Source organism: Vibrio sp. SCSIO 43086, from assembly GCF_051132235.1.
Taxonomy (GTDB): Bacteria; Pseudomonadota; Gammaproteobacteria; order Enterobacterales; family Vibrionaceae; genus Vibrio; species Vibrio diabolicus.
Genome location: NZ_CP072677.1, coordinates 2467052 through 2488033 on the forward strand (window position 1 = coordinate 2467052; position 20982 = coordinate 2488033).

At 46.3% G+C, this 20982-nt stretch carries 22 protein-coding genes; 3 read left to right on the forward strand and 19 right to left on the reverse strand.

Going from position 1 to position 20982, the window contains the following annotated elements; all coding sequences use genetic code 11:
* Positions 1-68: 68 nt before the first annotated feature.
* From fliJ to J8Z23_RS11805, 18 genes are all read right to left on the reverse strand, one after another.
* Entirely contained in the window at positions 69-512 is a 444-nt protein-coding gene (fliJ, locus tag J8Z23_RS11720) for a flagellar export protein FliJ (RefSeq protein ID WP_182034840.1), read from the reverse strand.
* A gap of 6 nt (positions 513-518) precedes the next feature.
* Positions 519-1838: a flagellar protein export ATPase FliI gene (fliI, locus tag J8Z23_RS11725; protein WP_046875538.1), complete on the reverse strand. Its 1320-nt coding sequence runs from the start codon at positions 1836-1838 to the stop codon at positions 519-521.
* A gap of 3 nt (positions 1839-1841) precedes the next feature.
* The gene (gene fliH, locus J8Z23_RS11730; RefSeq protein ID WP_124008404.1) at positions 1842-2642 is read right to left on the reverse strand and encodes a flagellar assembly protein FliH; all 801 of its coding nucleotides are present in this window, start codon (positions 2640-2642) and stop codon (positions 1842-1844) included.
* Between the two features lie 71 nt (positions 2643-2713).
* Positions 2714-3769 carry a flagellar motor switch protein FliG gene (gene fliG / locus J8Z23_RS11735; RefSeq protein WP_012841526.1) on the reverse strand — a complete coding sequence of 352 codons (1056 nt, stop codon included), beginning with the start codon at positions 3767-3769 and terminating at the stop codon, positions 2714-2716.
* Positions 3762-5504, reverse strand: coding sequence for a flagellar basal-body MS-ring/collar protein FliF (gene fliF / locus J8Z23_RS11740; protein WP_006741698.1), 1743 nt, complete (start codon positions 5502-5504; stop codon positions 3762-3764). The genes fliG and fliF overlap by 8 nt, the downstream gene beginning before the upstream one ends.
* Positions 5505-5518: 14 nt before the next feature.
* Positions 5519-5830 carry a flagellar hook-basal body complex protein FliE gene (fliE, locus tag J8Z23_RS11745; RefSeq protein ID WP_012841525.1) on the reverse strand — a complete coding sequence of 104 codons (312 nt, stop codon included), beginning with the start codon at positions 5828-5830 and terminating at the stop codon, positions 5519-5521.
* Between the two features lie 122 nt (positions 5831-5952).
* Positions 5953-7362 (reverse strand): sigma-54-dependent transcriptional regulator, encoded by a 1410-nt coding sequence (locus J8Z23_RS11750; protein WP_301659724.1) that lies wholly within the window; start codon positions 7360-7362, stop codon positions 5953-5955.
* 36 nt (positions 7363-7398) lie between these two features.
* Positions 7399-8430, reverse strand: coding sequence for a sensor histidine kinase (locus tag J8Z23_RS11755; RefSeq protein WP_046875535.1), 1032 nt, complete (start codon positions 8428-8430; stop codon positions 7399-7401).
* 196 nt (positions 8431-8626) lie between these two features.
* Complete coding sequence (locus tag J8Z23_RS11760) at positions 8627-10093, reverse strand: sigma-54 dependent transcriptional regulator (RefSeq protein WP_006741695.1); 1467 nt, start codon at positions 10091-10093, stop codon at positions 8627-8629.
* 289 nt (positions 10094-10382) lie between these two features.
* Complete coding sequence (gene fliS, locus J8Z23_RS11765; RefSeq protein ID WP_012841524.1) at positions 10383-10793, reverse strand: flagellar export chaperone FliS; 411 nt, start codon at positions 10791-10793, stop codon at positions 10383-10385.
* A gap of 12 nt (positions 10794-10805) precedes the next feature.
* A complete protein-coding gene (locus tag J8Z23_RS11770; protein WP_152811792.1) occupies positions 10806-11111 on the reverse strand; it encodes a flagellar protein FliT in 306 nt (101 codons plus the stop codon).
* 3 nt (positions 11112-11114) lie between these two features.
* The gene (gene fliD / locus J8Z23_RS11775; protein ID WP_395206296.1) at positions 11115-13106 is read right to left on the reverse strand and encodes a flagellar filament capping protein FliD; all 1992 of its coding nucleotides are present in this window, start codon (positions 13104-13106) and stop codon (positions 11115-11117) included.
* 21 nt (positions 13107-13127) lie between these two features.
* Entirely contained in the window at positions 13128-13562 is a 435-nt protein-coding gene (flaG, locus tag J8Z23_RS11780; protein WP_047008849.1) for a flagellar protein FlaG, read from the reverse strand.
* 92 nt (positions 13563-13654) lie between these two features.
* On the reverse strand, positions 13655-14785 hold the full coding sequence (locus tag J8Z23_RS11785) for a flagellin (RefSeq protein WP_006741693.1): 1131 nt from the start codon (positions 14783-14785) through the stop codon (positions 13655-13657).
* Between the two features lie 288 nt (positions 14786-15073).
* Positions 15074-16207 (reverse strand): flagellin, encoded by a 1134-nt coding sequence (locus tag J8Z23_RS11790; protein ID WP_005393103.1) that lies wholly within the window; start codon positions 16205-16207, stop codon positions 15074-15076.
* Positions 16208-16470: 263 nt separating this feature from the next.
* Positions 16471-17604, reverse strand: a complete 1134-nt coding sequence (locus J8Z23_RS11795; protein WP_046875529.1) for a flagellin — start codon at positions 17602-17604, stop codon at positions 16471-16473.
* A 143-nt stretch (positions 17605-17747) separates the two neighbouring features.
* Positions 17748-18650 carry a Dyp-type peroxidase gene (locus tag J8Z23_RS11800; protein WP_048625862.1) on the reverse strand — a complete coding sequence of 301 codons (903 nt, stop codon included), beginning with the start codon at positions 18648-18650 and terminating at the stop codon, positions 17748-17750.
* Positions 18651-18695: 45 nt separating this feature from the next.
* Positions 18696-19181 (reverse strand): DUF2919 domain-containing protein, encoded by a 486-nt coding sequence (locus J8Z23_RS11805; RefSeq protein ID WP_012841521.1) that lies wholly within the window; start codon positions 19179-19181, stop codon positions 18696-18698.
* Positions 19182-19324: 143 nt separating this feature from the next.
* Here J8Z23_RS11805 and J8Z23_RS11810 point away from each other — a divergent pair, with 143 nt between their 5' ends.
* Positions 19325-19678 (forward strand): DUF2956 domain-containing protein, encoded by a 354-nt coding sequence (locus J8Z23_RS11810; protein ID WP_139060392.1) that lies wholly within the window; start codon positions 19325-19327, stop codon positions 19676-19678.
* Between the two features lie 3 nt (positions 19679-19681).
* Positions 19682-20014 carry a DUF4156 domain-containing protein gene (locus tag J8Z23_RS11815; RefSeq protein ID WP_434633642.1) on the forward strand — a complete coding sequence of 111 codons (333 nt, stop codon included), beginning with the start codon at positions 19682-19684 and terminating at the stop codon, positions 20012-20014.
* A gap of 34 nt (positions 20015-20048) precedes the next feature.
* Here J8Z23_RS11815 and J8Z23_RS11820 read toward each other — a convergent pair whose 3' ends face one another.
* Complete coding sequence (locus J8Z23_RS11820; protein ID WP_005380433.1) at positions 20049-20336, reverse strand: winged helix-turn-helix domain-containing protein; 288 nt, start codon at positions 20334-20336, stop codon at positions 20049-20051.
* Positions 20337-20627: 291 nt separating this feature from the next.
* On the opposite strand from J8Z23_RS11820, the gene J8Z23_RS11825 reads away from it, so the two are divergent.
* Positions 20628-20978, forward strand: coding sequence for an ArsC family reductase (locus J8Z23_RS11825; RefSeq protein ID WP_047008853.1), 351 nt, complete (start codon positions 20628-20630; stop codon positions 20976-20978).
* Positions 20979-20982 lie beyond the last annotated feature (4 nt).

Genomic DNA, 20982 nt, shown 5'->3' on the forward strand with positions numbered 1-20982 from the left:
AATAACAAGCTCATTGCTGCAGTGACAAAACGAGTGTCATAAGTGGAAGCAACATCAACTTTTAAACATTAAAAAGGCTTCGCTCGACGGCTGTAAAGCAACGTTGAAAACTCGTCCATTTGCTTTTGTTCCCGTTTGGCTTCAGCAAGCTGTTTCTCTTTCTCACGCTTTTCGATCATCCACTCATAGGATTTGCGTTCTTTGCGTACTGTTAACCAGTACTCTTGACAGTTTTCTACCTGTTCTTTGAAATGACTTTCTGCTTGTTTCTGCTTAGATAACGTTTCGTCTAGCTGAGTGAGAAAGCGATTTAAATGCCCATATTCGCTTGCCGTTAAGCCAACCTGGCCACGGTCGATAAGCTGTTGGCAATAATCAAGGCGATACTTTTCGATTTGCTCAACCTGACGGTAATAATCTTCAAGTTCAGAGCGCGCTTTGTTCAGCGCAAGTACGGCTTGATCTTCACGCTCTTTAGTCTGCTCAAGTAGGAACTCCATCGCATTGTTCATGCGCTATCACCCGCCTAAAATGTTTCTAAGCATGTTGACGCACATATCGTATGGCACCGATTCTTTCATGCTCTGCTGTAAGTATTCGTCTAACTTTGGCTTCAATGTAAACGCGCCATCGATAGCAGGATCGGTGCCCGGCTTGTACGCCCCAATCGAGACCAAATCTTGGTTCTTGCGGCAAATCGACAAGACCTGACGTACCGCTTTCGACATCAGAACATGTTCTTCAGTGGTGATTTGCGGCATAACACGGCTAACCGACTTTTCGACGTCAATCGCAGGATAATGGCCTGCATCCGCCATTTCACGGGACAGCACAATGTGACCATCAAGAATTGCCCGCGATGCATCCGCAATCGGGTCTTGTAAATCATCGCCCTCGGTCAACACGGTAAAGAACGCCGTAATTGAGCCTTGTTCGGCGCTTCCGTTACCCGCACGCTCAACCAAAGCAGGTAGCTTGGCGAACACAGATGGCGGATAGCCTTTTGTCGCAGGCGGCTCACCAACAGAAAGGGCGATTTCACGCTGTGCTTGCGCAAAACGCGTCAAGGAATCCATCAATAACAAAACGTCCAAACCTTGATCGCGAAAGTACTCTGCAATGGTTAAGGCGGTTTGACAGCCTTTCAAACGCATCAATGGTGAAGCATCGGCAGGCGCAGCCACCACGACAGAGCGACGTCGTCCATCCTCACCTAAAATCTCTTCGATAAACTCTTTAACTTCGCGTCCACGCTCACCTATCAGACCGACCACAACAACTTGTGCGGTTGTACCTCGCGTCATCATGCCAAGCGTGACCGATTTACCCACACCAGAGCCGGCAAACAGACCGATACGCTGACCTTTACCTACCGTCAATAATCCGTTAATCGCTTTCAAGCCCACATCAAGTGGCTCTGAAATTGGCTTTCGAGCCAGCGGGTTGATTGGCTCAGCATTAAAAGAGGCGCGATGATCGGTATACAACGGGCCAAGTCCATCAAGCGGATTACCAACCCCGTCAATCACGCGACCAAGTAACTCCATGCCAACAGGCAAGCCAGCGTCACTTGTTAATGGCGTCACTCTAGCGCCAGGCAAAATGCCCGTAATTTGCTCGCTTGGCATCAAAAATAGGTTATCACCTGAAAAACCGACGACCTCGGCTTCCATCTGACCGGACATGGTTTCCACTAAGCATAAACTGCCAATTGGCGCGCGACAGCCTGTCGCTTCCAACGTTAACCCAACCACTCGAACCAGTTTGCCAGAGGCAACTGGGCGCGTCGTTAAGCCTTCAACTTTGTAGTTTTTTAAACGGTCAGCCAATGCTTGCATGGATTACTCACCCTCTTGATGACGGTTTGCACCACAAAAACTGTGCAACACGCTTTTGACGCGCTCTTCCATACGGTAGTTAATGCTTGATTCACCCGCTTCAATTTGGACGTCGCCTCGATTGAGTGATGGCTCAGCAACCAACGTCCAGTTGCGGCAATCAAGGTCTTCTTCGCCGTAAGCTGAGCGAATAATCGCAACGTCTTCTGGATTCAGGTGCAAGGTAATGGGATGACCTGATATTGGCAGCGCTTCAACCGACTGCTTAACCGTGTCTAAAATAATTTGAGGGTTGGTTTGTACTTCGACATGCACGACTTCTTTGACTAAACAGAGCACCATATCCACCAGCTGCTTTTCAACCTGAGCATTCATCAACTCCAAAGGTTGAGTAAACTGATTGGCCAAGTTCATAAAGGTTTCGACTTGCTGCTGAATATATTCTTGACCTGCGGTCACGCCTTCGGCTTTTCCAAGCTCCAGCCCTTCAGCATGGCCCGCTTGCAGGCCTTCTTCTTTGCCTTTTTCATAACCTTGCTTAAAGCCGGCTTCTTGACCTTGATACAAACCTTCCTGATAAGCGCCTTGCTTGATCAGCTCTATCTGCTCTTCGGTTAGCTCAAGTGCTTGCTCTTCTTCTGGCTCTTCAAGATTCGGTACCCAACCCGGGTCATAGTTAAACGCGGTTTGTTTTGCTTGCTTGGCTTTGGGCTCGCCGTAATCAGGCAACCCCCAACGTTGTGGTTCGATCATCGAATCATCTTCATCAGGACGGATAAATCCACGTTTTCTTTCGCCAGCCATGGGTTACCTATTATGTATTCGATTAAGAAGTGAGGGCGCTCCGCAATAGGATAATCGCGGAGCAATAGAGATTATAAGAATTCGTCCGCACCGCCAGACAACATGAGTTCGCCTGCATCGGCCATGCGACGAGCGATCGCCAGGATTTCTTTCTGTGCCGCTTCGACATCCGCCACGCGAACTGGCGGCATCGCTTCGATGTCATCACGCATCATCTCAGCCGCTCGTTTCGACATGTTCTTAAATACCTTCTCACGCAGAGAATCGTCGGCACCTTTAAGTGCTTTTTGCAACACGTCTTGTGGTACATCACGCAGCAATTTCTGAATACCTTGATCGTCCACTTCGACTAAGTTTTCGAAGACAAACATCAAGTCTTGAATTTGCGTCGCCATGTCTTCGTCTTGATCGCGAATCTGTTCCATCAACAAACCTTCGACGTTGTTGTCTAGATAGTTCATGATCTCCGCTGCCGCTTTCAGGCCACCAATCTTGGCTGCTTGAGCGCCAGCTTGACCCGCGAACTGTTTCTCCATGATTTCGTTCAGCTCTGCCAGTGCCGATGGCTGAACTTCTTCAAGGTTGGCAATACGCATCATCAGATCCAAACGCACGCGCTCAGGGAACTGAGACAAAATCTCCGCGGATTGGTCTGCTTCTAAATAAGACAATACGATGGTTTGGATCTGCGGGTGTTCGTTGACAATGATGCTCGCCACTTGTCGTGGGTCCATCCATTTCAGCGAATCCAAGCCTTTTGACCCCGTACCAAGTAGGATCTGATCAACCAAGTTGTTGGCTTTGTCTTCACCAAGAGCCGCCACCAGCGCATTACGCATGAAGTCTTCGCTGCCCATGCCGATGTTGGTGTATTTCTGGATGTCCTCCAAAAACGCACGGTGAACGGCTGACACCTTGTCTTGGCTGAGATCTTTCGCCTTAGCCATCGCACTACCCACACGCTGGACCTGTTTTGGCTCTAGGTGACGAATAATGCCAGCGGCATCTTGTTCATTGAGGCTCAGTAGCAAAATTGCTGCTTTTTCTTCGCCAGTAATGGTTGAGACATCCAGCTCAACTGGCATTCCCGCGGCGTTATCATCTTGAGGTACGATATCGTTAGCCATTGTCATTCATCCAGTTTTTCACTACTTGAGCAGCCAGTTCAGGTTCATTCGCGACCAGAGCGCGAACCGCTTTCAATACATCTTCATCTTTATGAAGGTTTGGCAAATCAATACTTGAACCAAACTCAAACAGTTCGCTGCTTTCAATGTCGCTGCCAATCAGGCTAGTTTCACCATCCGCGCCAATCGGCAAGCCGTCTGGTCCGTACATTTCGTCTTCGTCATCACTGGTAGGGTTAAGCAACTTCTTCATTGCTGGGCGAACCAATACCAATACGACAACGATGATCACCAATGCACTTGCGAACCAACGAACCCAGTCACTAAAGTTAGGGTGCTCCCAAATTGGTGGTTCTTCCAGCTGTTCAGCCTCAGGCTCTGCAAACTTCACACTCAGTACATTCAACAAATCACCACGGCCTTGGTCAAAACCAACCGTACCAATTAAGACTTGGCGAATAGCATTAATTTCCGATTCGGACATAGGGGTATAGGTCACTTCTCCCGTATCTGGGTTGACCTGACGACGGTCCTTAATCGCAACAGAAACTGTCTGACGAGCAACCGTCCCTGTCTGCTTACGCTCATGGCTGATGGTGGTATCAAGCTCAAAGTTACGCGTGGATTCTTTACGCACCGAACCCTGTCCCATGACAGAACCGTCTTTCATCTGAGCCACATCTTGCGGAATAGAGGCATCCGCTGGAGGCTGATTACTTAACGCCCCCGGAATACCCGCTACCATATTGCCGTTATTGTAATCTTCTAATGCGTACTCACTGCGGGTTGCAGGGGTATTGGGATCAAAGCGTTTGCGAGTTTGTTCAACCGCGCTGAAATCCATTTGGATATCGACCTGCGCCGTGTAGTTGCCATAACCTAAAATAGGTAATAGCACTGAATCAATTTTTTCACGCAGCGCTTGTTCCTGGCTACGCTCTAATTCTTGCTCTTTGCGTCGCGCAGCAGAAGCAGGGTCTTGAGAGCCTGAACTGAGCAAACGACCATGCTGATCTGTGACGGTAATGCGGGAAGTTTTCATTCCCGGAACGGCACTCGCCACCATGTCGACGATAGAATCAACTTCTTGCTGTTTGAGGTTCGTACCAGTCGACAGTGTCAAAAATACGGACGCTGATGCTTCTTGGTTATGACGCACAAAAACACTGTGCTTTGGTAGCGCCAATAAGACTCGCGCTTTACGAACTTGCTTCATTTCCTCAATCGCTTGAGCCAACTGACGTTCTCGACTGAGTTTAAGGCGCTCTTGCTCTAAACGTTGTGATACGCCAAAGCCCATATCTTGCAGCAAAATATCATCGCCCGCCTCTGTGGCTTGGTTTACGCCCGAGCGAACCATGCCAAGTTTGATCGAGTTGTATTCGCTCGATTCAACAGAAATGGTATTACCATCAAGCTTGTAATTGATTTTTTGCTGGTCCAGATAATCCAAAACGGGGATCAACTCTTCGGTCTCATACGCTCCAAGCGGGCGCATCTCCGGCTCTTTGACCCAAAAGAACAGCATCACGATCAATGCAACACAGATGGAGATTGACAGCACAAGTACAACTTGACGAAGTAAATCAAGGTCACCCACTGCCATATCAAATTTTGACGCACTGCGCTCCTCTAGATCTGGATTTTGACTCTCCACATCTACGTCGGAACTTGCTACCAGTGCACCATCTGAGCCGCCTTCAGTGACGGTTAAATCTGTAGACTTGTCTGCCACACTTATTACCTAAATTACACTGGCATGTTCATGAGGTCTTTATACGCCTCAACGAGTTTATTGCGAATTTGAACCGTCGCATCAAAAGCGACACTAGACTTGTTACGAGCAATCATAACGTCAGAAAGGGAAACATCGGCATCACCACGATCAAAACGGGTTTGTAAGTCACCGGATGCTTTTTGAAGTGTGTTCACGTTATTGATGGCTTTAGTTAGGAGATCATTAAAATCTGCTCCAACTTTCGCCCCACTTGCAGTAGGAGCAGTATTGGTTGCTTCTACCATCATGGCGCGCATTTCTGCCTGAATACCATCAACTTTCATTAGCACCTCTAAGCCAAAAGATTGACTATTAACAAAACTGATTATTAACACAGCAATTAACGTGCCATAAGACATTAGTTAGCGGTTTGCTTACACTTTTTGTCTTATGGCGATTGCACATGTTAATTTGGGATATCTATACCAGCATCACGCATTTTGGCAAGTTTGTAGCGCAAGGTTCGTGGGCTTATGCCCAGTTTCTCCGCCATTTCTTTGCGTCGGCCGTTACACTCCACCAAGGTTTCCAAAATAATGGCGTATTCTTGGTCACGCAGCTCGCTGCCCAAGCCTTCCCCGCCAGATACCGGACGGTTCACACTCTCAGGTTGAGCGACTGGCTTAACATTAGGTACCACCATCTCTGCATTTTGCACCACATGCTGCAAGCTATTGGCATCTTGCCAATCCACCCCTTCTAGTAAAATGTGCTCAGCGTCGATATCACCATTCTCACTTAAGATAAGAGCTCGTTGCACCACGTTATCCAGCTCACGAACGTTACCTGGCCAAGGGTATTGCAGCAGTTTTTCTACCGCAACGGCTGAAAATTGAGGCACTGGCATCCCCATCTTGCTGCAATGACGCTCAGCAAGATGCTTGGCAAGTGGCGCAATATCGCCTTTGCGTTCGTTCAGTGCTGGCCACGCAATTGGGAACACATTCAGGCGGTAGTATAAATCTTCACGGAAGTTGCCGTCTGAGACGTACTGCTTGAGATCACGGTTACTGGTCGCGAGCACGCGTACATCCAGCTTGATGCTCTTACGACTGCCAAGGCGCTCCACTTCACGCTCTTGCAAAACACGTAATAGTTTCGCTTGCAGGTTTAAGTCCATTTCGCTGATTTCATCCAGCAAGATTGTGCCGCCTTGCGCTTGTTCAAACTTACCCGGACACGCTTGAACAGCGCCAGTGAACGCGCCTTTCTCATAACCAAATAGTGTCGCTTCCAGCATGTTGTCTGGAATCGCCGCACAGTTGATAGCAACAAATGGACCATCTTTACGGTTTGATGCGTTGTGAATATAACGCGACATCACTTCTTTACCTGAGCCACTCGGACCTAGCACCATAACATTCGCATCTGTACGTGCCACTTTATCGGCCAATGCAAGTAGGCGCAGACTTTTTTCATCTGCCACGACCGCGTCACCATTGTCATCGCTTTTGATCGGTGCATATCGACTGACCATGTTCAGCAATACTTCTGGTGCAAATGGTTTCGCCATGTAGTCAATCGCGCCGTCTTTCATTGCCGACACGGCATCCTCAATGTTGGCGTACGCCGTCATTAACAGTACTGGTAAGTTAGGCCAATTCTGCTTGATGTTTTTGAGCAGAGCCAACCCGCCCATACCTGCCATTTGCACGTCAGAAACGACGATATCGACAGTATTCGATTTGAGTTTTAGTAGTGCGTCTTCCGCACAGTCAGCTTCTAACCACTCATACCCTGCCAGAGCCAGAGTATCCACTAGGGCTTCACGAAGACCTTCATCGTCTTCTACGATCAGCACTTTGCTTTGCGCCATTCTGATTCTCCAGTAATTGTTATTACCAGAAGCTGCTTACTGCGCTTCTGGTTGCACTCGCTCTAGCGGAATGCACATGGTAAAGCAGGCTCCATCACCCTGCTCTGAAATAAGTTCCAATCGACCGTCATGGGCACGGCAAACCATTTGAACAACAGCCAGCCCTAACCCGGTTCCTTGAGAACGCGTGGTAAAAAATGGCTCCATAATTTTGGCTTGTAGTTCTTCAGGTACACCCGGTCCGCTGTCTTGCACTGAAATGCGCAACTCACCATTTACCGGGCGGAAAAAAATATCGACTTGCGACTCTTTACCAGACATCTGAATCGCATTCATGACAAGGTTGCTCAACGCGGATGCAATCGCATTCGCATTGCCTAGCAACTCAGTTTGTTCTTCTTCCACTTCTAGGCAGTAATCAATACCATTATTTTTTAGCGCGGTTTCGACCATCGGCTGATATTCCGCCACCAACTGAGCAATCGTAAATGGCTTAATGACTTTATTATCACCACCTTTAGCAAAAAGCAGCATATCATTAACCTGCTTTTCCAAATCGTGCAGTCGATCCATTAATTTGGTTTGAAAGCGATCCCTTGTCGCTGGTGGAAGGTTTGGCGCTCCCAAATTGGATGCATATAGCATGGCGCTCGATAGCGGCGTTCTTACCTGATGAGCAAGCGACGCTACCATACGCCCTAACGACGACAAGCGTTGTAAATCACTCACACGAGCTTGAAGTAAGCGAGTTTCGGTTAAATCGGTAATCAGGATCAATTGACCTGTCGTAGAAGCTGAAATGGCTAATCGAACTTTACGACCATTCCGCAGGGAAACTTCGTGACCATCATCCTCACGAGGATCAAACACCGCCTGAATAATGTTGAACCATTTTTCATTAACCAGTGGAATCTCAAGAATTCGGTGCGCCTCTGGGTTTGCTTCACGCACTATGCCGTACGTGTCGAGCAGAATCACTCCAGCAGGCATCACATCAAGCACCTGCTTATAGCGCTCAACCTGATTTTCTACGGAATCTAAATGGGATTGGTTGGTGTTGTTATCCATTACTGCCTGTCGAAATATCGCCGCTAAAACTAAAATAGCTTGGTAAGCAATTAGCGTACCAAGCTATTTTTTATATTTATCATGACGTTAAGTCATCGACAATAAGTTGACACCCTCAGATAACGGTTTTTGGTGTCAGAAAAACGATGCTAAATAGCCCAAATGATTTAGATATCGTCTTAAATCTCAACGCTGCCTAGCGTTGTAAGTTGTACTTACGCATTTTTTCCACCAACGTTGTGCGTCGCATACCCAGCATATCAGCGGCTCGTGCCACGACCCCACCTTGTGCTTCTAACGCTTGGCTGATCATATTAACTTCTAAATCAGCCAACAGCTCTTTCAGATTTACACCTTCAGGCGGCAGCGCTTGCGGAGCGTTCATGCTGTGGTCAAGATCGTCTTGATCATCAAAGCTAAAGTCTTCTGAGAAGATGTCTTGGAACACATCACGCTCTTGTTCTTCAACGGAAATAAACGGATTACTTTCTGGTTGGAACTCCGGGATATCACTGTAGCGATATTTGGTTGGTAAGTGGTTTACATCGACCAAGCTATTTGGGTACAGAATGATCATTCGCTCAACAAGGTTGGCTAACTCACGCACGTTACCCGGCCAGTTGTGCTCCATCAATGAATTGATCGCACGAGGGGTAAAACAGATAGGCTGGCCACCCTCCGCTTCCAGACGCGTCATCAACTCTTGCAGCAGCAATGGAATATCTTGTTTGCGCTCTTTCAGCGCAGGCATCTCGATTGGAAACACGTTCAAACGATAGAACAAGTCTTCTCGGAACGTGCCTTCTTCAATCATACTTTCTAGATTACGGTGTGTTGCCGCGACAACTCGAACATTGACCTTGATGGTGCTATTGCCACCCACGCGTTCGAAGCAGCGCTCTTGCAATACGCGAAGTAACTTCACTTGCATCGACATCGGCATATCGCCAATCTCATCAAGAAAGATCGTGCCACCGTCTGCGAGCTCAAATCGACCTTTACGCGCCGTTAACGCACCAGTAAACGCGCCTTTTTCGTGGCCAAACAATTCACTTTCTAGAAGCTCAGGCGGTATTGCACCACAGTTAATGGGCACAAAGGCACCACTGCTGTAGGACGAATGATAGTGAATGTTACGCGCAACGACTTCTTTACCAGTACCAGATTCACCCAAGATCAACACGTTTGCCTCAGTGTCTGAGACTTGCTCGATCAGGTGACGAACTTCTTGAATACCTCTGCTTTGACCAACTAAGCTGCGAAAAAGCGTGTTTTTTCGTGCACTGGCAACGACATTGACCCCTTTTCGACCCAGAAAGTCTTTGCAGTGGCGTAACGCCTCACTAAGCTGTGGGTAATTAAGAGGTAGTTCTAGCTCACCTACAAAATTTGGAAGATCATCCACGGGCAACGGAAATCGGCCCATGACTAAAAGTGGGATGTGGTAGGCGCTGTTTAAATGAGAGATAACCGTATTCGCCGCTTGACCTGCTGGAATGTTACCAACAATACAGCACGACCATACGCTAGACCAATCAACATCGCTGAGCTGATCAGAACTGACCGCTTCGCAATTTTCTCCAACAAATTCCAATATATTGCTTAAATTTAAACGACTTGATGCGTCATCATCAATTACAAGCAGCTTTGCCAAACCTTGCATAAGTAAGAATGATTGCCTTTATTTTAGGTGCGTTGCGGCCAAACCTTGATTTGCGCAATTGGGTGCTAAAAGAAGGCAGAACCACCACACTCAATTTACGATAGACAAAATAGGAAAATCAGCAACAAAAAAAGCCATTAGGGCTACTAATGGCTTCTATTTTATTTGAATATAAAAATAAGGCAACCAAGCAATAAAGAGGTGTGAGCTTGATAGAAACTTTGCTACACAACTCGTTGCGCAATTGACAAATATATTCCTCTAATATCTTAACGCGTTGTTTTGGTTATTAAATACCGACTTCAGCTGCTGTAAGATTATGAAACTCTGTAGGGATTTGGTCCCAAGCGGATTTGATCTCACGGATAATGTCGATAACGTCGTCGATCAGTTGAGGATCATTTTGATGGTTAGCAGCTGAAATTTGCGTGATCATAAACTCATAGAGTGAATCTAAGTTTGAAGCAATATCACCACCGTCATCCATCGATAGACAGCTACGTAGCGCAATGATGATGTCTAGCGCTTTACCTAAACGCTCACCTTTTGCTGGAATATTGCCTGCTTGCATGGCCGCTTTACCTTGAATAAGGCGCTCAATCGCACCAGCCATAAGCATTTGAATGACTTTGTGCGGAGAAGCCGCGCTTAGCTGGCTGTCGACTGATACCTTTTTGTATGCTTGCAAAGAACCGCGCATAGTAATCCTCTTTTAAATAAATTTTTTGTACTGCTGAAGCGAACGCTGGCCATAACGAAACTTATGAAGTTCTTTTCCGACCTTTGACGTTTCCGATTGCATCAGCTCGACAATTCTTTTGGTACGAGTAAGCAACGCTTGCCACTCTGCATCCTGCTTAACCAAAGGATTTTGATGAATAATTGGTAACAGGTTTTGCAATAACCGTTCCCTGATATCGACCAAGCGAAGAATTTCTTCAGTATTAAAGTCGACTTTTTCCAATTCTTGCGTAATTAGTTGATCTATATCACTAATATCTATGAGTTCTTTTTGCATTTATTAACCCAGCGCACTCATTAAGGCACCTAACTGACCTTGCATTTTGCCAGTCGCATCTTGCATGGCGGTAAACTTCGCGTGAGTGCGCTTTTCTAGGCTTTCCATGCGGCGATCTAATGCCGCTTGATCATCACTCAAACGATAATTTTGTTCTGTGAGACTTTTTTCTCGAGTACGAATGCTGCCTGTAATGCCTGTAATACCATGAATCGCGTCTTCGACTCGTTTAGCAAAACCTGTGTTGCCACCGAAGAACTTTTCTAGCTCGTTGAAGTTGTTGTTCAACTGACGATCCAACATGTCATAGTTGATTTCTAGGGTGCCTTGACGCGTGGTAGTAATGCCAAATTCAGTTAATGACTTTAGGTTTTCAGGCGCTTTATCAATTTGAGTGGAAAATACCGATTTTAATCGTGAGTCTGCGCTGCGTACGGTACTGTCACCCGACAACGGGCCTTTTTGACCAGTAACCGGATCCACACTCGCCAACGCTTGAGACGTTTGATAAAACGAGTTGTACGCCGCAACAAAGTTTTCGATGTCGTTACGCACACTCTGACGGTCGTATTCGACGCCAATTTCAGCAGGTGGCTTGTTCGGTTCTGATTTGCCTTTAAGCGTTAAATCAACACCTTCTATGGCATCTTCAATCACATTGTTGTGACTAGAAAGCTTTGCTACTCCATCAAGCAGAACTTCTGAATCTTGCCCTGCTTGTACCTCTGTCATACCAAGGTATTCTTCAAAAGCAGATTGCGCTTTTGCGATTTTCGCTTCTGCTTCATCAATTTTGTCTAAACGTTCACGTTCTTGAGGATCCAGCTTAGCGCGATGAATTTGTTTCGCTTGCTCTTCGGTCAATTCACCACGTTCAACTTTTGCGTCTAGCGCTTGTTTTTCACTCGCAATTTTTTGCTCAATTTCAGCTTTTTCTTGCTCAAGAAGCTGCTTGGCCTCTTTCGTCGTAACGTAAGAGTCGGTTAATGTGCCTGATGCCGCATTGCTCCAACCCGGAACATCTGGTGCCTTCTCTATTGCTTTCTCGTCGAGTTCGAGCTCTGGCTCTTCATAAGAATCCAGCAAAGTGCCTGACGCAGTTTCTGTCCACCCTGGAATTCGGTCTTCAGGGCGCAAACTTGCGCGTCGGTTGGCTTCATCAATCGCTTCCTGCCCAGCTTTAGCAGCTTCTGCACCCGCAGCAGAGATTGGCTCTTGGGAGCCATCATCTTGTCCATTTTCTGCCGCTTTTTGCTCTTCTGGAGGTAGAGGATTGCCGTTTGCATCCAGTTCCACTGGTTGCTCTGGGAATTGAAGAGGACCTAACACTTCTTCCGCCGCTGAACGAGCTTCTTCAAGCGCGTTAACACGGTCTTCAAGTGTTTGATATTCGAAATATTTTAGAGGGTTGCCTTTGTCGGCCTCCACACTGACTCTGATTTGATGATCCTTACCAGAGAGATTTGAGGCAAGGATAAGGCGTGGTCCTTCAACGTCGTTAATGAGAGATGCTCGAACACCGGGGTTGTCTTTTGAGCCGTTGATGCCGCGTACGACATCTGTGAGCTTGGAGCTCGAACGAACGTTCACGTTGAAGGTGTCATCACCAAGCGAAATCTGCAGCTTACCAGGGCCAAACTTTGCGTCTTCTGGCAGTACGTCAGAAGCGACTTTGTGGCTCTGGGCAAGCTGCAACACATCGATAGCATATTTGCCAGCGATAGCATCTGTAGTTGCAGTAGCAGATACGATATTGTCGTCTGTCGTTTCAACAGTACGAACGGCAAACGCTTTCTCTTGACGAAAGTTCGCCATGAGGTTTTTCATCGTATCCAGTGATTCTCTGAGTCGCCCGTAGGCACTGATACTGGCATTAATTGTCGTGCGCTCGTTGTCAATGCGTTGCTGCTTTGGTACGCGTTCGGCATCCACAATTTTGCTGACCATGGAATTGATATCCATGCCGCCAGACATCCCCAAAGGGCCTAAACTCATCAAATCACCTCTAAAAACGACTTACACTTTTTCAGTCAACAACCCGCTGTTGGCTGTGTGCTCAGCTAGGCGACGCAATACCACTAGCATTTCTTCATCAGGAATTTGACGAATCACGTCGCCCGTTTTGGCTTCGTAAATCGTCACCACATCTCTCCCGGATTCCTCATCCACTCGAAACGCGACTCCTTTGTTTATGGACGTCACAAACTCATTCATTTGCGCGACCAATTTTTCACGTTCTTCTTTGTTCAGCTCTTGACGGCTCTCTGCCATCTCGATCGCTGCTTGAACAGAGAAGTCGTATTCGGTGTCTTTCGCTTTTTGCGGCGAAACCTCACCATTTGAATTTGCTGGGCTAGACGTGCCTATATCATTGCCATTTTTATTTGCAAACTTTGTGCCACTTGGCGTGCCGTAAGGCTGGATGTTCGATGCGTAGGAGGATATATCCATTACAATCTCCCTTCCACCTTATGGGCTAACGATAGAACCTATCGCTTTGGTGCCCCAGCACTAAGGTGTTTACCTCAGGCTGGGTCAACCACTTAGCCCAACAAGCTTAGCGCTGCAGATGGAGACTGCTTCGCTTGAGCCAGGATTGAAGTACTTGCTTGCTGAAGAATTTGCGACTTAGTCATCGCAGTGGTTTCTTTCGCGTAATCAGTATCTTTAATACGGCTGTTAGACGCATTAACGTTCTCGTTAATGTTGTCTAGGTTGCTGATTGCGTGGTTGAAGCGGTTTTGGAAAGCACCAAGTGACGCACGTTGGCTGTCTACTGACTTCAGGGCACCGTCGATAACAGCCACAGCTTCTTGAGAGCCTGCTACTGTTGTTACGTCGATGTCTTTCACTGTTACGTCTTTCGGACCGCCAAAGCCGATCTCGTCCGCTAGGTTGCCAGAGAACTCAACATCACCTTGAACTTTTTGAGAAGAAGCAAATACTTGTAGCTTGCCATCTTCACCAACAGACGCTTTTACATCATCGTTTTGACCGTTGATGTACGTTGCTAGCTGCTCAATGTCGTCGCCTTGTTTTGCGCTGATCGATAGCTCTTTCTCTTCACCTTGTTTGTTGGTGTAGCTCATTTTGAACTCAGTTTTCTCACCAACAGTCCAAGATGCATCTTTACCCTCTTCTGCTGCGTAGCTCTTGCCACCCATTGCAGAAGTGTCTGAGCGCAAGCTACCCATAGACAGCATCACTGCTTCACCTGAGTCTGCACCGATTTGGAAAGATTGCGTACCGTATGTACCGTTCAGCAACTTGTTACCACCGAAAGAGGTAGTTTCAGCAATACGGTTTAGCTCGTCATTTAGCGCTGTTACTTCTTCTTGGATCGCAACACGTTCTGCTTTTGAGTTAGAACCGTTCGCAGATTGAAGCGATAGGTCACGCATACGTTGTAGGATGTTGGTAGATTCATTCATTGCACCTTCAGCAACCTGTGCAATAGAAATACCGTCGTTTGCGTTTTTCACCGCCATGTCTAGGCCACGGCTTTGTGCATTCAAGCGGTTTGAAATCTGTAGACCTGCAGCATCGTCTTTCGCGCTATTGATTTTATAACCCGAAGACAAACGCTCCATTGATTTTTGTTGACCGTCAGCTGCCTGGTTTAGGTAACGCTGTGCAGTCATCGCAGAAACGTTAGTATTAACGTTAATCGCCATAATTGATCTCCTTAAGGCTTTAGTGAATGTACCGTCGTGTCTCTCACCTCACTTAGGTACATCTCATTTCTCTCAGTCCCTTTAACGGCGACCGATGAATATCCTTTAGAAGAAATTTTCAATTTTTTGCGATTATTTTCTTTGGCTTACTGAAATGTTACGAAGCTCTAATGTCGTGATTCGCAGAAATTCTGAGTCCCAAAAAGACAGAAAAAAACCCAGCCGAAGCTGGGTTTACTCGCTCATCTCTCACCACGAGCCAATGAGGTTCTCGTCTTAGGTTTGAAATTAACCTAGCAGACTTAGCGCTGAGTTTGGCGCTTGTTTCGCTTGCGCAAGGATTGAGCTTGACGCTTGCGATAGAATTTGTGACTTGGTCATTTGAGTCGTTTCTTTCGCGAAGTCAGTATCTTTGATACGGCTCTTCGACGCATTCACGTTCTCGTTGATGTTGTCCAAGTTGCTGATTGCATGGTTGAAACGGTTCTGGAATGCACCCAGCTCTGCGCGGTGGCTGTCGACGTATTTCAGTGCCGCATCGATGATAGCCACAGATTCTTGTGCGCCACCAACTGAGGTTACGTCGATAGTATCTACCGTTACTTTTTTACCTTCGCCCAAACCTAGCTCGCCAGATAGGCCGCCTGAAAACTCGACTTCGCCTTCGACTTTGTTGTTGCCAGCAAAGATTTGCAGTTTACCGTCTTGGTCTACTGAGGCTTTCACTAGGTCAGTTTGACCGTTAATGTAAGTCGCAAGCTCTTCGATATCGTCACCTGCTTTTGCGCTGATGTTGATTTCTTGCTCTTGACCGTAGCTGTCCGTTAGGTTGATTTTTAGGTCGTTCTTACCTTCAGCAACGTTCCAGTCTTTACCTTTACCACTTTCAGCTTGGTAGCTCACACCGCCCATCATTTTGTTGTCTGAACGCATGTCTTTTAGCTCAAGCATCACGGCTTCACCGTTATCCGCACCGATTTGGAACGATTTCGCACCGTGTGTGCCGTTTAGTAGCTTGTTACCACCGAAAGACGTGGTTTCTGCGATGCGGTTTAGTTCGTCGTTTAGCGCGGTCACTTCTTCTTGAATCGCCACACGCTCTGATTTCGAGTTTGAACCGTTTGCTGATTGTAGAGACAAATCACGCATACGTTGAAGAATGTTAGTGGTCTCGTTCATTGCACCTTCAGCGGTTTGTGCAATTGAGATACCGTCGTTCGCGTTGCGAACCGCCACATCCAAACCACGGCTTTGTACGTTCAAACGGTTCGAAATTTGTAGACCCGCAGCGTCATCTTTTGCGCTGTTGATTTTGAACCCCGAAGACAAACGCTCCATAGAAGTTTGTTGAGCTGAGTTTGCGTTGTTTAGGTAACGCTGAGCGGTCATCGCTGATACGTTAGTGTTTACATTCACTGCCATGGTGATTTCTCCAATTGATTTTCCGGTATAGCGGTTTCCGACGTCTCGGAAAACCAAGTAGTTCTCTCAAAGTTACTTTTATTAACGGCGCTCAAACTGATTTCTTTAGGGAATTTTTTGGATTTTTTTGGAAAAAGTTCATTTGGAGAAGGAATCGTGATGAAGCAGATAAAAAAGCAAAAAAACGTCAAATTTTCGCTAAAGCTTCTTTTCGAGTTGTCGATACAGGCAGGTTTTACGTTAAATTCGAGCGAGGTCGATCATTAGCCAAGTAAGGTTAATGCTAGGTTTGGCGCTTGTTTTGCTTGTGCAAGAATAGAAGTACTGACCTGCTGCAAGATCTGCTGCTTCACCATTTGCGTGGTTTCTTTCGCGTAGTCAGTGTCTTGGATACGACTGTTGGAAGCGGCTAAGTTTTCGTGGATGTTATCCAGATTATTGATCGCGTGATTAAAGCGGTTTTGATACGCGCCTAACTCAGCACGATGGCTATCAACGTACTTCATCGCAGTATCTAGGACGGCCACGGCTTGTTGCGCACCACCGACAGACGTAATGTCGATGTTATCAACCGCATCGTAACCTTTTAGCTGTAACCCCAGCTCACTCGCTAAGTCACCTGAAAACGATAAAGTGCCTGAAGTTTCTTCTCCAGCCATAAATAGCTGTAACTGACCTTCTTCATTCACCGATGCCGTGACTTTGTCAGTTTGACCATTGATATAAGTCGCAAGCTCTTCGATATCATCGCCAGCTTTGGCATTAATTTGAATGGTTTCCGTCTCACCAAAACGATTCGTAAATGACATACTAAGATCATTCGCACCGTCTTTTACTTTCCAATCAGAGCTTGCACGTCCGTTTGCAATGTAACTAAAGCCGCCCATATCAATGCCATCACTGCGCATCGACTTTAATTCAACTTGCACAGCTTCACCTGACGCTGCACCGATTTGAAATGCCGACTTACCAAAGCTGCCATTGAGCAGTTTACGCCCACCAAAGGAGGTCGTTTCGGCAATGCGGTTTAGCTCATCGTTAAGTGCCGTCACTTCTTCTTGCAGTGCAGTGCGTTCCGCTTTGCTGTTTGAACCATTGGCTGACTGTAGCGACAAATCACGCATACGTTGCATGATATTGGTCACCTCATTCATCGCCCCTTCGGCGGTTTGCATGATGGAAATGCCGTCGTTCGCGTTACGTACCGCGACATCCAAACCACGCATTTGCGATTGCAGACGGTTGGAGATTTGCAGACCCGCAGCGTCATCCTTTGCGCTGTTAATACGCTTCCCTGAAGACAAACGCTCCATGGATTGGTTCAGCATATCCGTTGCACTGGTCAAATGACGCTGTGCGACAAGTGCTGCCACATTGGTATTAACGGTGATCGCCACGAATAAAGGGTCCTAAAATTAAGGCTTTGAGTATTTATCGACCAAGTAACAGAAAAGTTTAGTGTTTTTTGAAAAGAGATTGGAATAGAAATAGAAAACAAAAGCCCTCCAATTGGAGGGCTTAAGAAATAAAGTCTGAGAGCTTACTTGATGGCTAGCTCTGCTAGCATTTCTTGCGAAGGCGCGAAGAAGTACGCACCAGTTACCGCTTTTGTGAAACGAAGCATTTGGTCTGTTTTACCATCTGTCACGCCGTACATACTTTCTAGCATCACTTTAATGTTATGAAGTGTATTGCAGTAAGAAATAAACAGCAGGCCATGAGGCCCTGTTACCGTCCCGTATGGCAAGCTATGACGAACAATCTTGAGACCTTTTCCTTCTTCTTTAATATCAACGCGACCAACGTGTGATGCAGCAGGAACGTCTTCTAGCTCGATAGAGTCTGGTTTGGTACGACCAATCACTTTTTCTTGCGCTTTGACATTCAAGCGATTCCAAGCGGCAAGGTTATGTTCAAAGCGTTGAGCCATGACATAACTACCTCCAGCAAATGGGCCCTCTTTTACTAGAGCCACATCAGCGCGAGCCTCCCCTTTCGGGTTTTCTGTCCCATCAATAAAGTCTGTCATATCACGAGCATCAAGGTAACGGTACCCATACGTTTCGTCCACAATGGTGACATCTTCTGCCGTCTCTTCTAGAAACTTACGCAGAACATAAAAGTGCAAGTCGTGACGAGTAGAGTGACAGTGAATCAGCACATCAACATCCGTTGCAGGCGCTACGATGTCTCCTTCGCCAAGTTGAGTAAAATCAATAAGCTCTTCTGGCGCGTCTACATTGAGGTGTTGCCAAAACGATTTTGTGAATGCGATTGAAAGGGTCAGCGCCGCGCCTGGCTGGGTAATATTTAACTCTTCCACTAACTTTGGTAGTGCTTTCAGCTTATCCAATACGTTTTCACGGTTTTGGTTCACTTTAAGTTGAGTGTACAGTGCAAATGGCCCTGCTTCTGGCACGATCGCCGTTTGAGCTTGTGACATTGAGGTTTCCTCTATACTTTGCCCCGGTGTGGGAAGTTATTGTTTTTAATTCTTCGAAGGCTGTTCTTCATTGCGCTCCAATTGTGGCACATGAAAACAGTCTTTTACCCATCTTCCATTTAGAAGATAGATCATAAACCAAGCTAATAAGGTAATGGTAAGGGCGTTTGCCCAGTTGAATACACCATGTTCCAGATACACATGATACATGGTCTGAGCCAGTTGGATACCGCACAAGATCAAAGTGATCTCTCGACCATAGCGAGTAATTCTGTTTACCCATCCTCTATCGGGGTGACGGAGCCCCATCAACCACATGAGAAGCAGGCTTGGAATGCCCATAGCCAAACCCAAATACAGCGTACTTGAGTCTGGATAAACAATAGCGAGTAGCTTACTGCCACTATCACGACTTACGCCTGCCATCGCAAACACAACCCATGAACGTACAAGAAACATCCATCCAAACCATAAAATAATCGGCGCTTTTAAAAATCCATGGGCGTCATATTGGTCAAACGAGTAGCGCACAACATCTTCTTCTTAATGTGATAAAACGCCACTTTAACCTATCATTTCAGAGTTGCAAGCCAGCAAAGATGAGAACTAAAGTTCATTTCATCATCTTACACAGGTAAACTAAACAAAGATTTACAATGACGTTGATGAGAAACATGAAAAAAAGAACTCCAGCTACCCCAGCGCCTTCTCAAGAAACTCAAGCCGAAGCGATGAGAATTGCCAAATCCACACAGAAACCGGGGCAAACCAAAGAGCAAACCAAGCTGATCGCTCAAGGTATCGAAAAAGGCATCGCTCAATATAAGAAGCAGCAAAAAGAGCGCAATCGTCAAGCCGATAAAGCAAAGAAAAAACAGCAACGTGAAAAGCAACGTCAGCATGAAGAAGCTATCGAACAAGACAACATCACCAACGATGCGCCAAACTATGCATCAAGCAAACTGCCTTGGATACTGCTCGCTCTGAGCTGGATTGGCTTTGCTGCTTACATAGTATTGGGGAAATAGCTGATGAGACGCCTGTTACTTGGACTTTTTGTCGTACTTCTCTCTGGTTGCACGATGCCTTCTCACCTTACTCATGCTCAAAGCCAAGATGTTCATATTCGCATTGACGCTCAGTTCAACCCTGATCGATGCGAATACAAAGGCGAAGTCACCGGAAGCGAGGGTCATTGGTATAACTACATTTTCATGACCAATGAAGCGATGATGCAAGGTGCAATGAATGATTTAAAAAACAATGCAGCGGCTATCGATGCGGATACCGTTTTTATGGTCTCCCCGCAAGATTTTATCACCTCATTTAGCGTGCTGGGCTCCGCTTACCGCTGCAATAGATGACGCCTGAATATGAAAAAAGCCAGCAATTGCTGGCTTATGCACGAAATCCAAGACTGCTAGCGATATCTCTCTCCCGCTCTAGAACCCATTGGCTATCAAAAGGCCCCCAATCTGAAAGTTGATAATAGCCGTCATTATGACGTCGGCCATCTTGAACGAATATGAGTTCAATGCCGATCCCAGGTAACGCCTTGAGTACATCTTGAATTGTACGACGAGGCCACCCCGTTTTTTCGATCAACTTTGGCACATTCGGCCTTTCTAGGTTTTCCACCAACAAGGCCAAATATAGCCGCCTTGCAAAAACAGGACTCAATTCCATTGACACCTCCTAAAATTGTGCTGATTCATTATTTCGTTTTTGCTCAGCGAGATGTTGCGTTTGATCAATAACTCGACTTTTCCATTTGATTTAGACGATTTTTTATTCGATTTATAGTGCATTCATCGTAAATAAGTTACGTAACATCAGTTATCTCAATCTATCTGAAAATATTTTCCACCGCATTTTGTCAGTTTGATTGCTTCTTGATAGGATGCTATAGCAGCCAAATCACTTAAGTGCGTCTTAACCGCGCCAGTGAAAAATAGAACAAAGAAAAAAGGAAACACTATGTCGATTACCATGTTTGGTATTCCCAACTGCGATACGATCAAAAAAGCCAAAAAATGGTTAGAAGCTGAGGATATTGCTTACGACTTCCATGACTACCGTAAGCAAGGCGTTGATGTAGCTATGGTAAGCGAATTTTGTCGCGCTTTAGGTTGGGAACAGGTGCTCAACAAACGTGGCACGACCTACCGCCAACTGACACAAGAACAAAAAGACACGCTTAACGAAGAAAACGCGATCGCTCTTTTGGTAGAAAATCCGGCGATGATCAAGCGCCCAATTTTAAAAGTGAATGATCAACTTCATATCGGTTTTAAAGCTGATCAATACGCTACCATTTTCAACTCTTAAATAA

Excerpts from the sequence above, each read along its gene's own strand:
- fliJ (WP_182034840.1), bottom strand. The coding sequence starts at position 512 with ATGAACAATGCGATGGAGTTCCTACTTGAGCAGACTAAAGAGCGTGAA.
- fliI (WP_046875538.1), bottom strand. The coding sequence starts at position 1,838 with ATGCAAGCATTGGCTGACCGTTTAAAAAACTACAAAGTTGAAGGCTTA.
- fliH (WP_124008404.1), bottom strand. The coding sequence starts at position 2,642 with ATGGCTGGCGAAAGAAAACGTGGATTTATCCGTCCTGATGAAGATGAT.
- fliG (WP_012841526.1), bottom strand. The coding sequence starts at position 3,769 with ATGGCTAACGATATCGTACCTCAAGATGATAACGCCGCGGGAATGCCA.
- fliE (WP_012841525.1), bottom strand. The coding sequence starts at position 5,830 with ATGAAAGTTGATGGTATTCAGGCAGAAATGCGCGCCATGATGGTAGAA.
- J8Z23_RS11750 (WP_301659724.1), bottom strand. The coding sequence starts at position 7,362 with ATGGCGCAAAGCAAAGTGCTGATCGTAGAAGACGATGAAGGTCTTCGT.
- J8Z23_RS11755 (WP_046875535.1), bottom strand. The coding sequence starts at position 8,430 with ATGGATAACAACACCAACCAATCCCATTTAGATTCCGTAGAAAATCAG.
- J8Z23_RS11760 (WP_006741695.1), bottom strand. The coding sequence starts at position 10,093 with ATGCAAGGTTTGGCAAAGCTGCTTGTAATTGATGATGACGCATCAAGT.
- fliS (WP_012841524.1), bottom strand. The coding sequence starts at position 10,793 with ATGCGCGGTTCTTTGCAAGCATACAAAAAGGTATCAGTCGACAGCCAG.
- J8Z23_RS11770 (WP_152811792.1), bottom strand. The coding sequence starts at position 11,111 with ATGCAAAAAGAACTCATAGATATTAGTGATATAGATCAACTAATTACG.
- fliD (WP_395206296.1), bottom strand. The coding sequence starts at position 13,106 with ATGAGTTTAGGCCCTTTGGGGATGTCTGGCGGCATGGATATCAATTCC.
- flaG (WP_047008849.1), bottom strand. The coding sequence starts at position 13,562 with ATGGATATATCCTCCTACGCATCGAACATCCAGCCTTACGGCACGCCA.
- J8Z23_RS11785 (WP_006741693.1), bottom strand. The coding sequence starts at position 14,785 with ATGGCGATTAACGTTAATACTAACGTTTCTGCGATGACTGCACAGCGT.
- J8Z23_RS11790 (WP_005393103.1), bottom strand. The coding sequence starts at position 16,207 with ATGGCAGTGAATGTAAACACTAACGTATCAGCGATGACCGCTCAGCGT.
- J8Z23_RS11800 (WP_048625862.1), bottom strand. The coding sequence starts at position 18,650 with ATGTCACAAGCTCAAACGGCGATCGTGCCAGAAGCAGGGCCATTTGCA.
- J8Z23_RS11810 (WP_139060392.1), top strand. The coding sequence starts at position 19,325 with ATGAAAAAAAGAACTCCAGCTACCCCAGCGCCTTCTCAAGAAACTCAA.
- J8Z23_RS11815 (WP_434633642.1), top strand. The coding sequence starts at position 19,682 with ATGAGACGCCTGTTACTTGGACTTTTTGTCGTACTTCTCTCTGGTTGC.
- J8Z23_RS11820 (WP_005380433.1), bottom strand. The coding sequence starts at position 20,336 with ATGGAATTGAGTCCTGTTTTTGCAAGGCGGCTATATTTGGCCTTGTTG.
- J8Z23_RS11825 (WP_047008853.1), top strand. The coding sequence starts at position 20,628 with ATGTCGATTACCATGTTTGGTATTCCCAACTGCGATACGATCAAAAAA.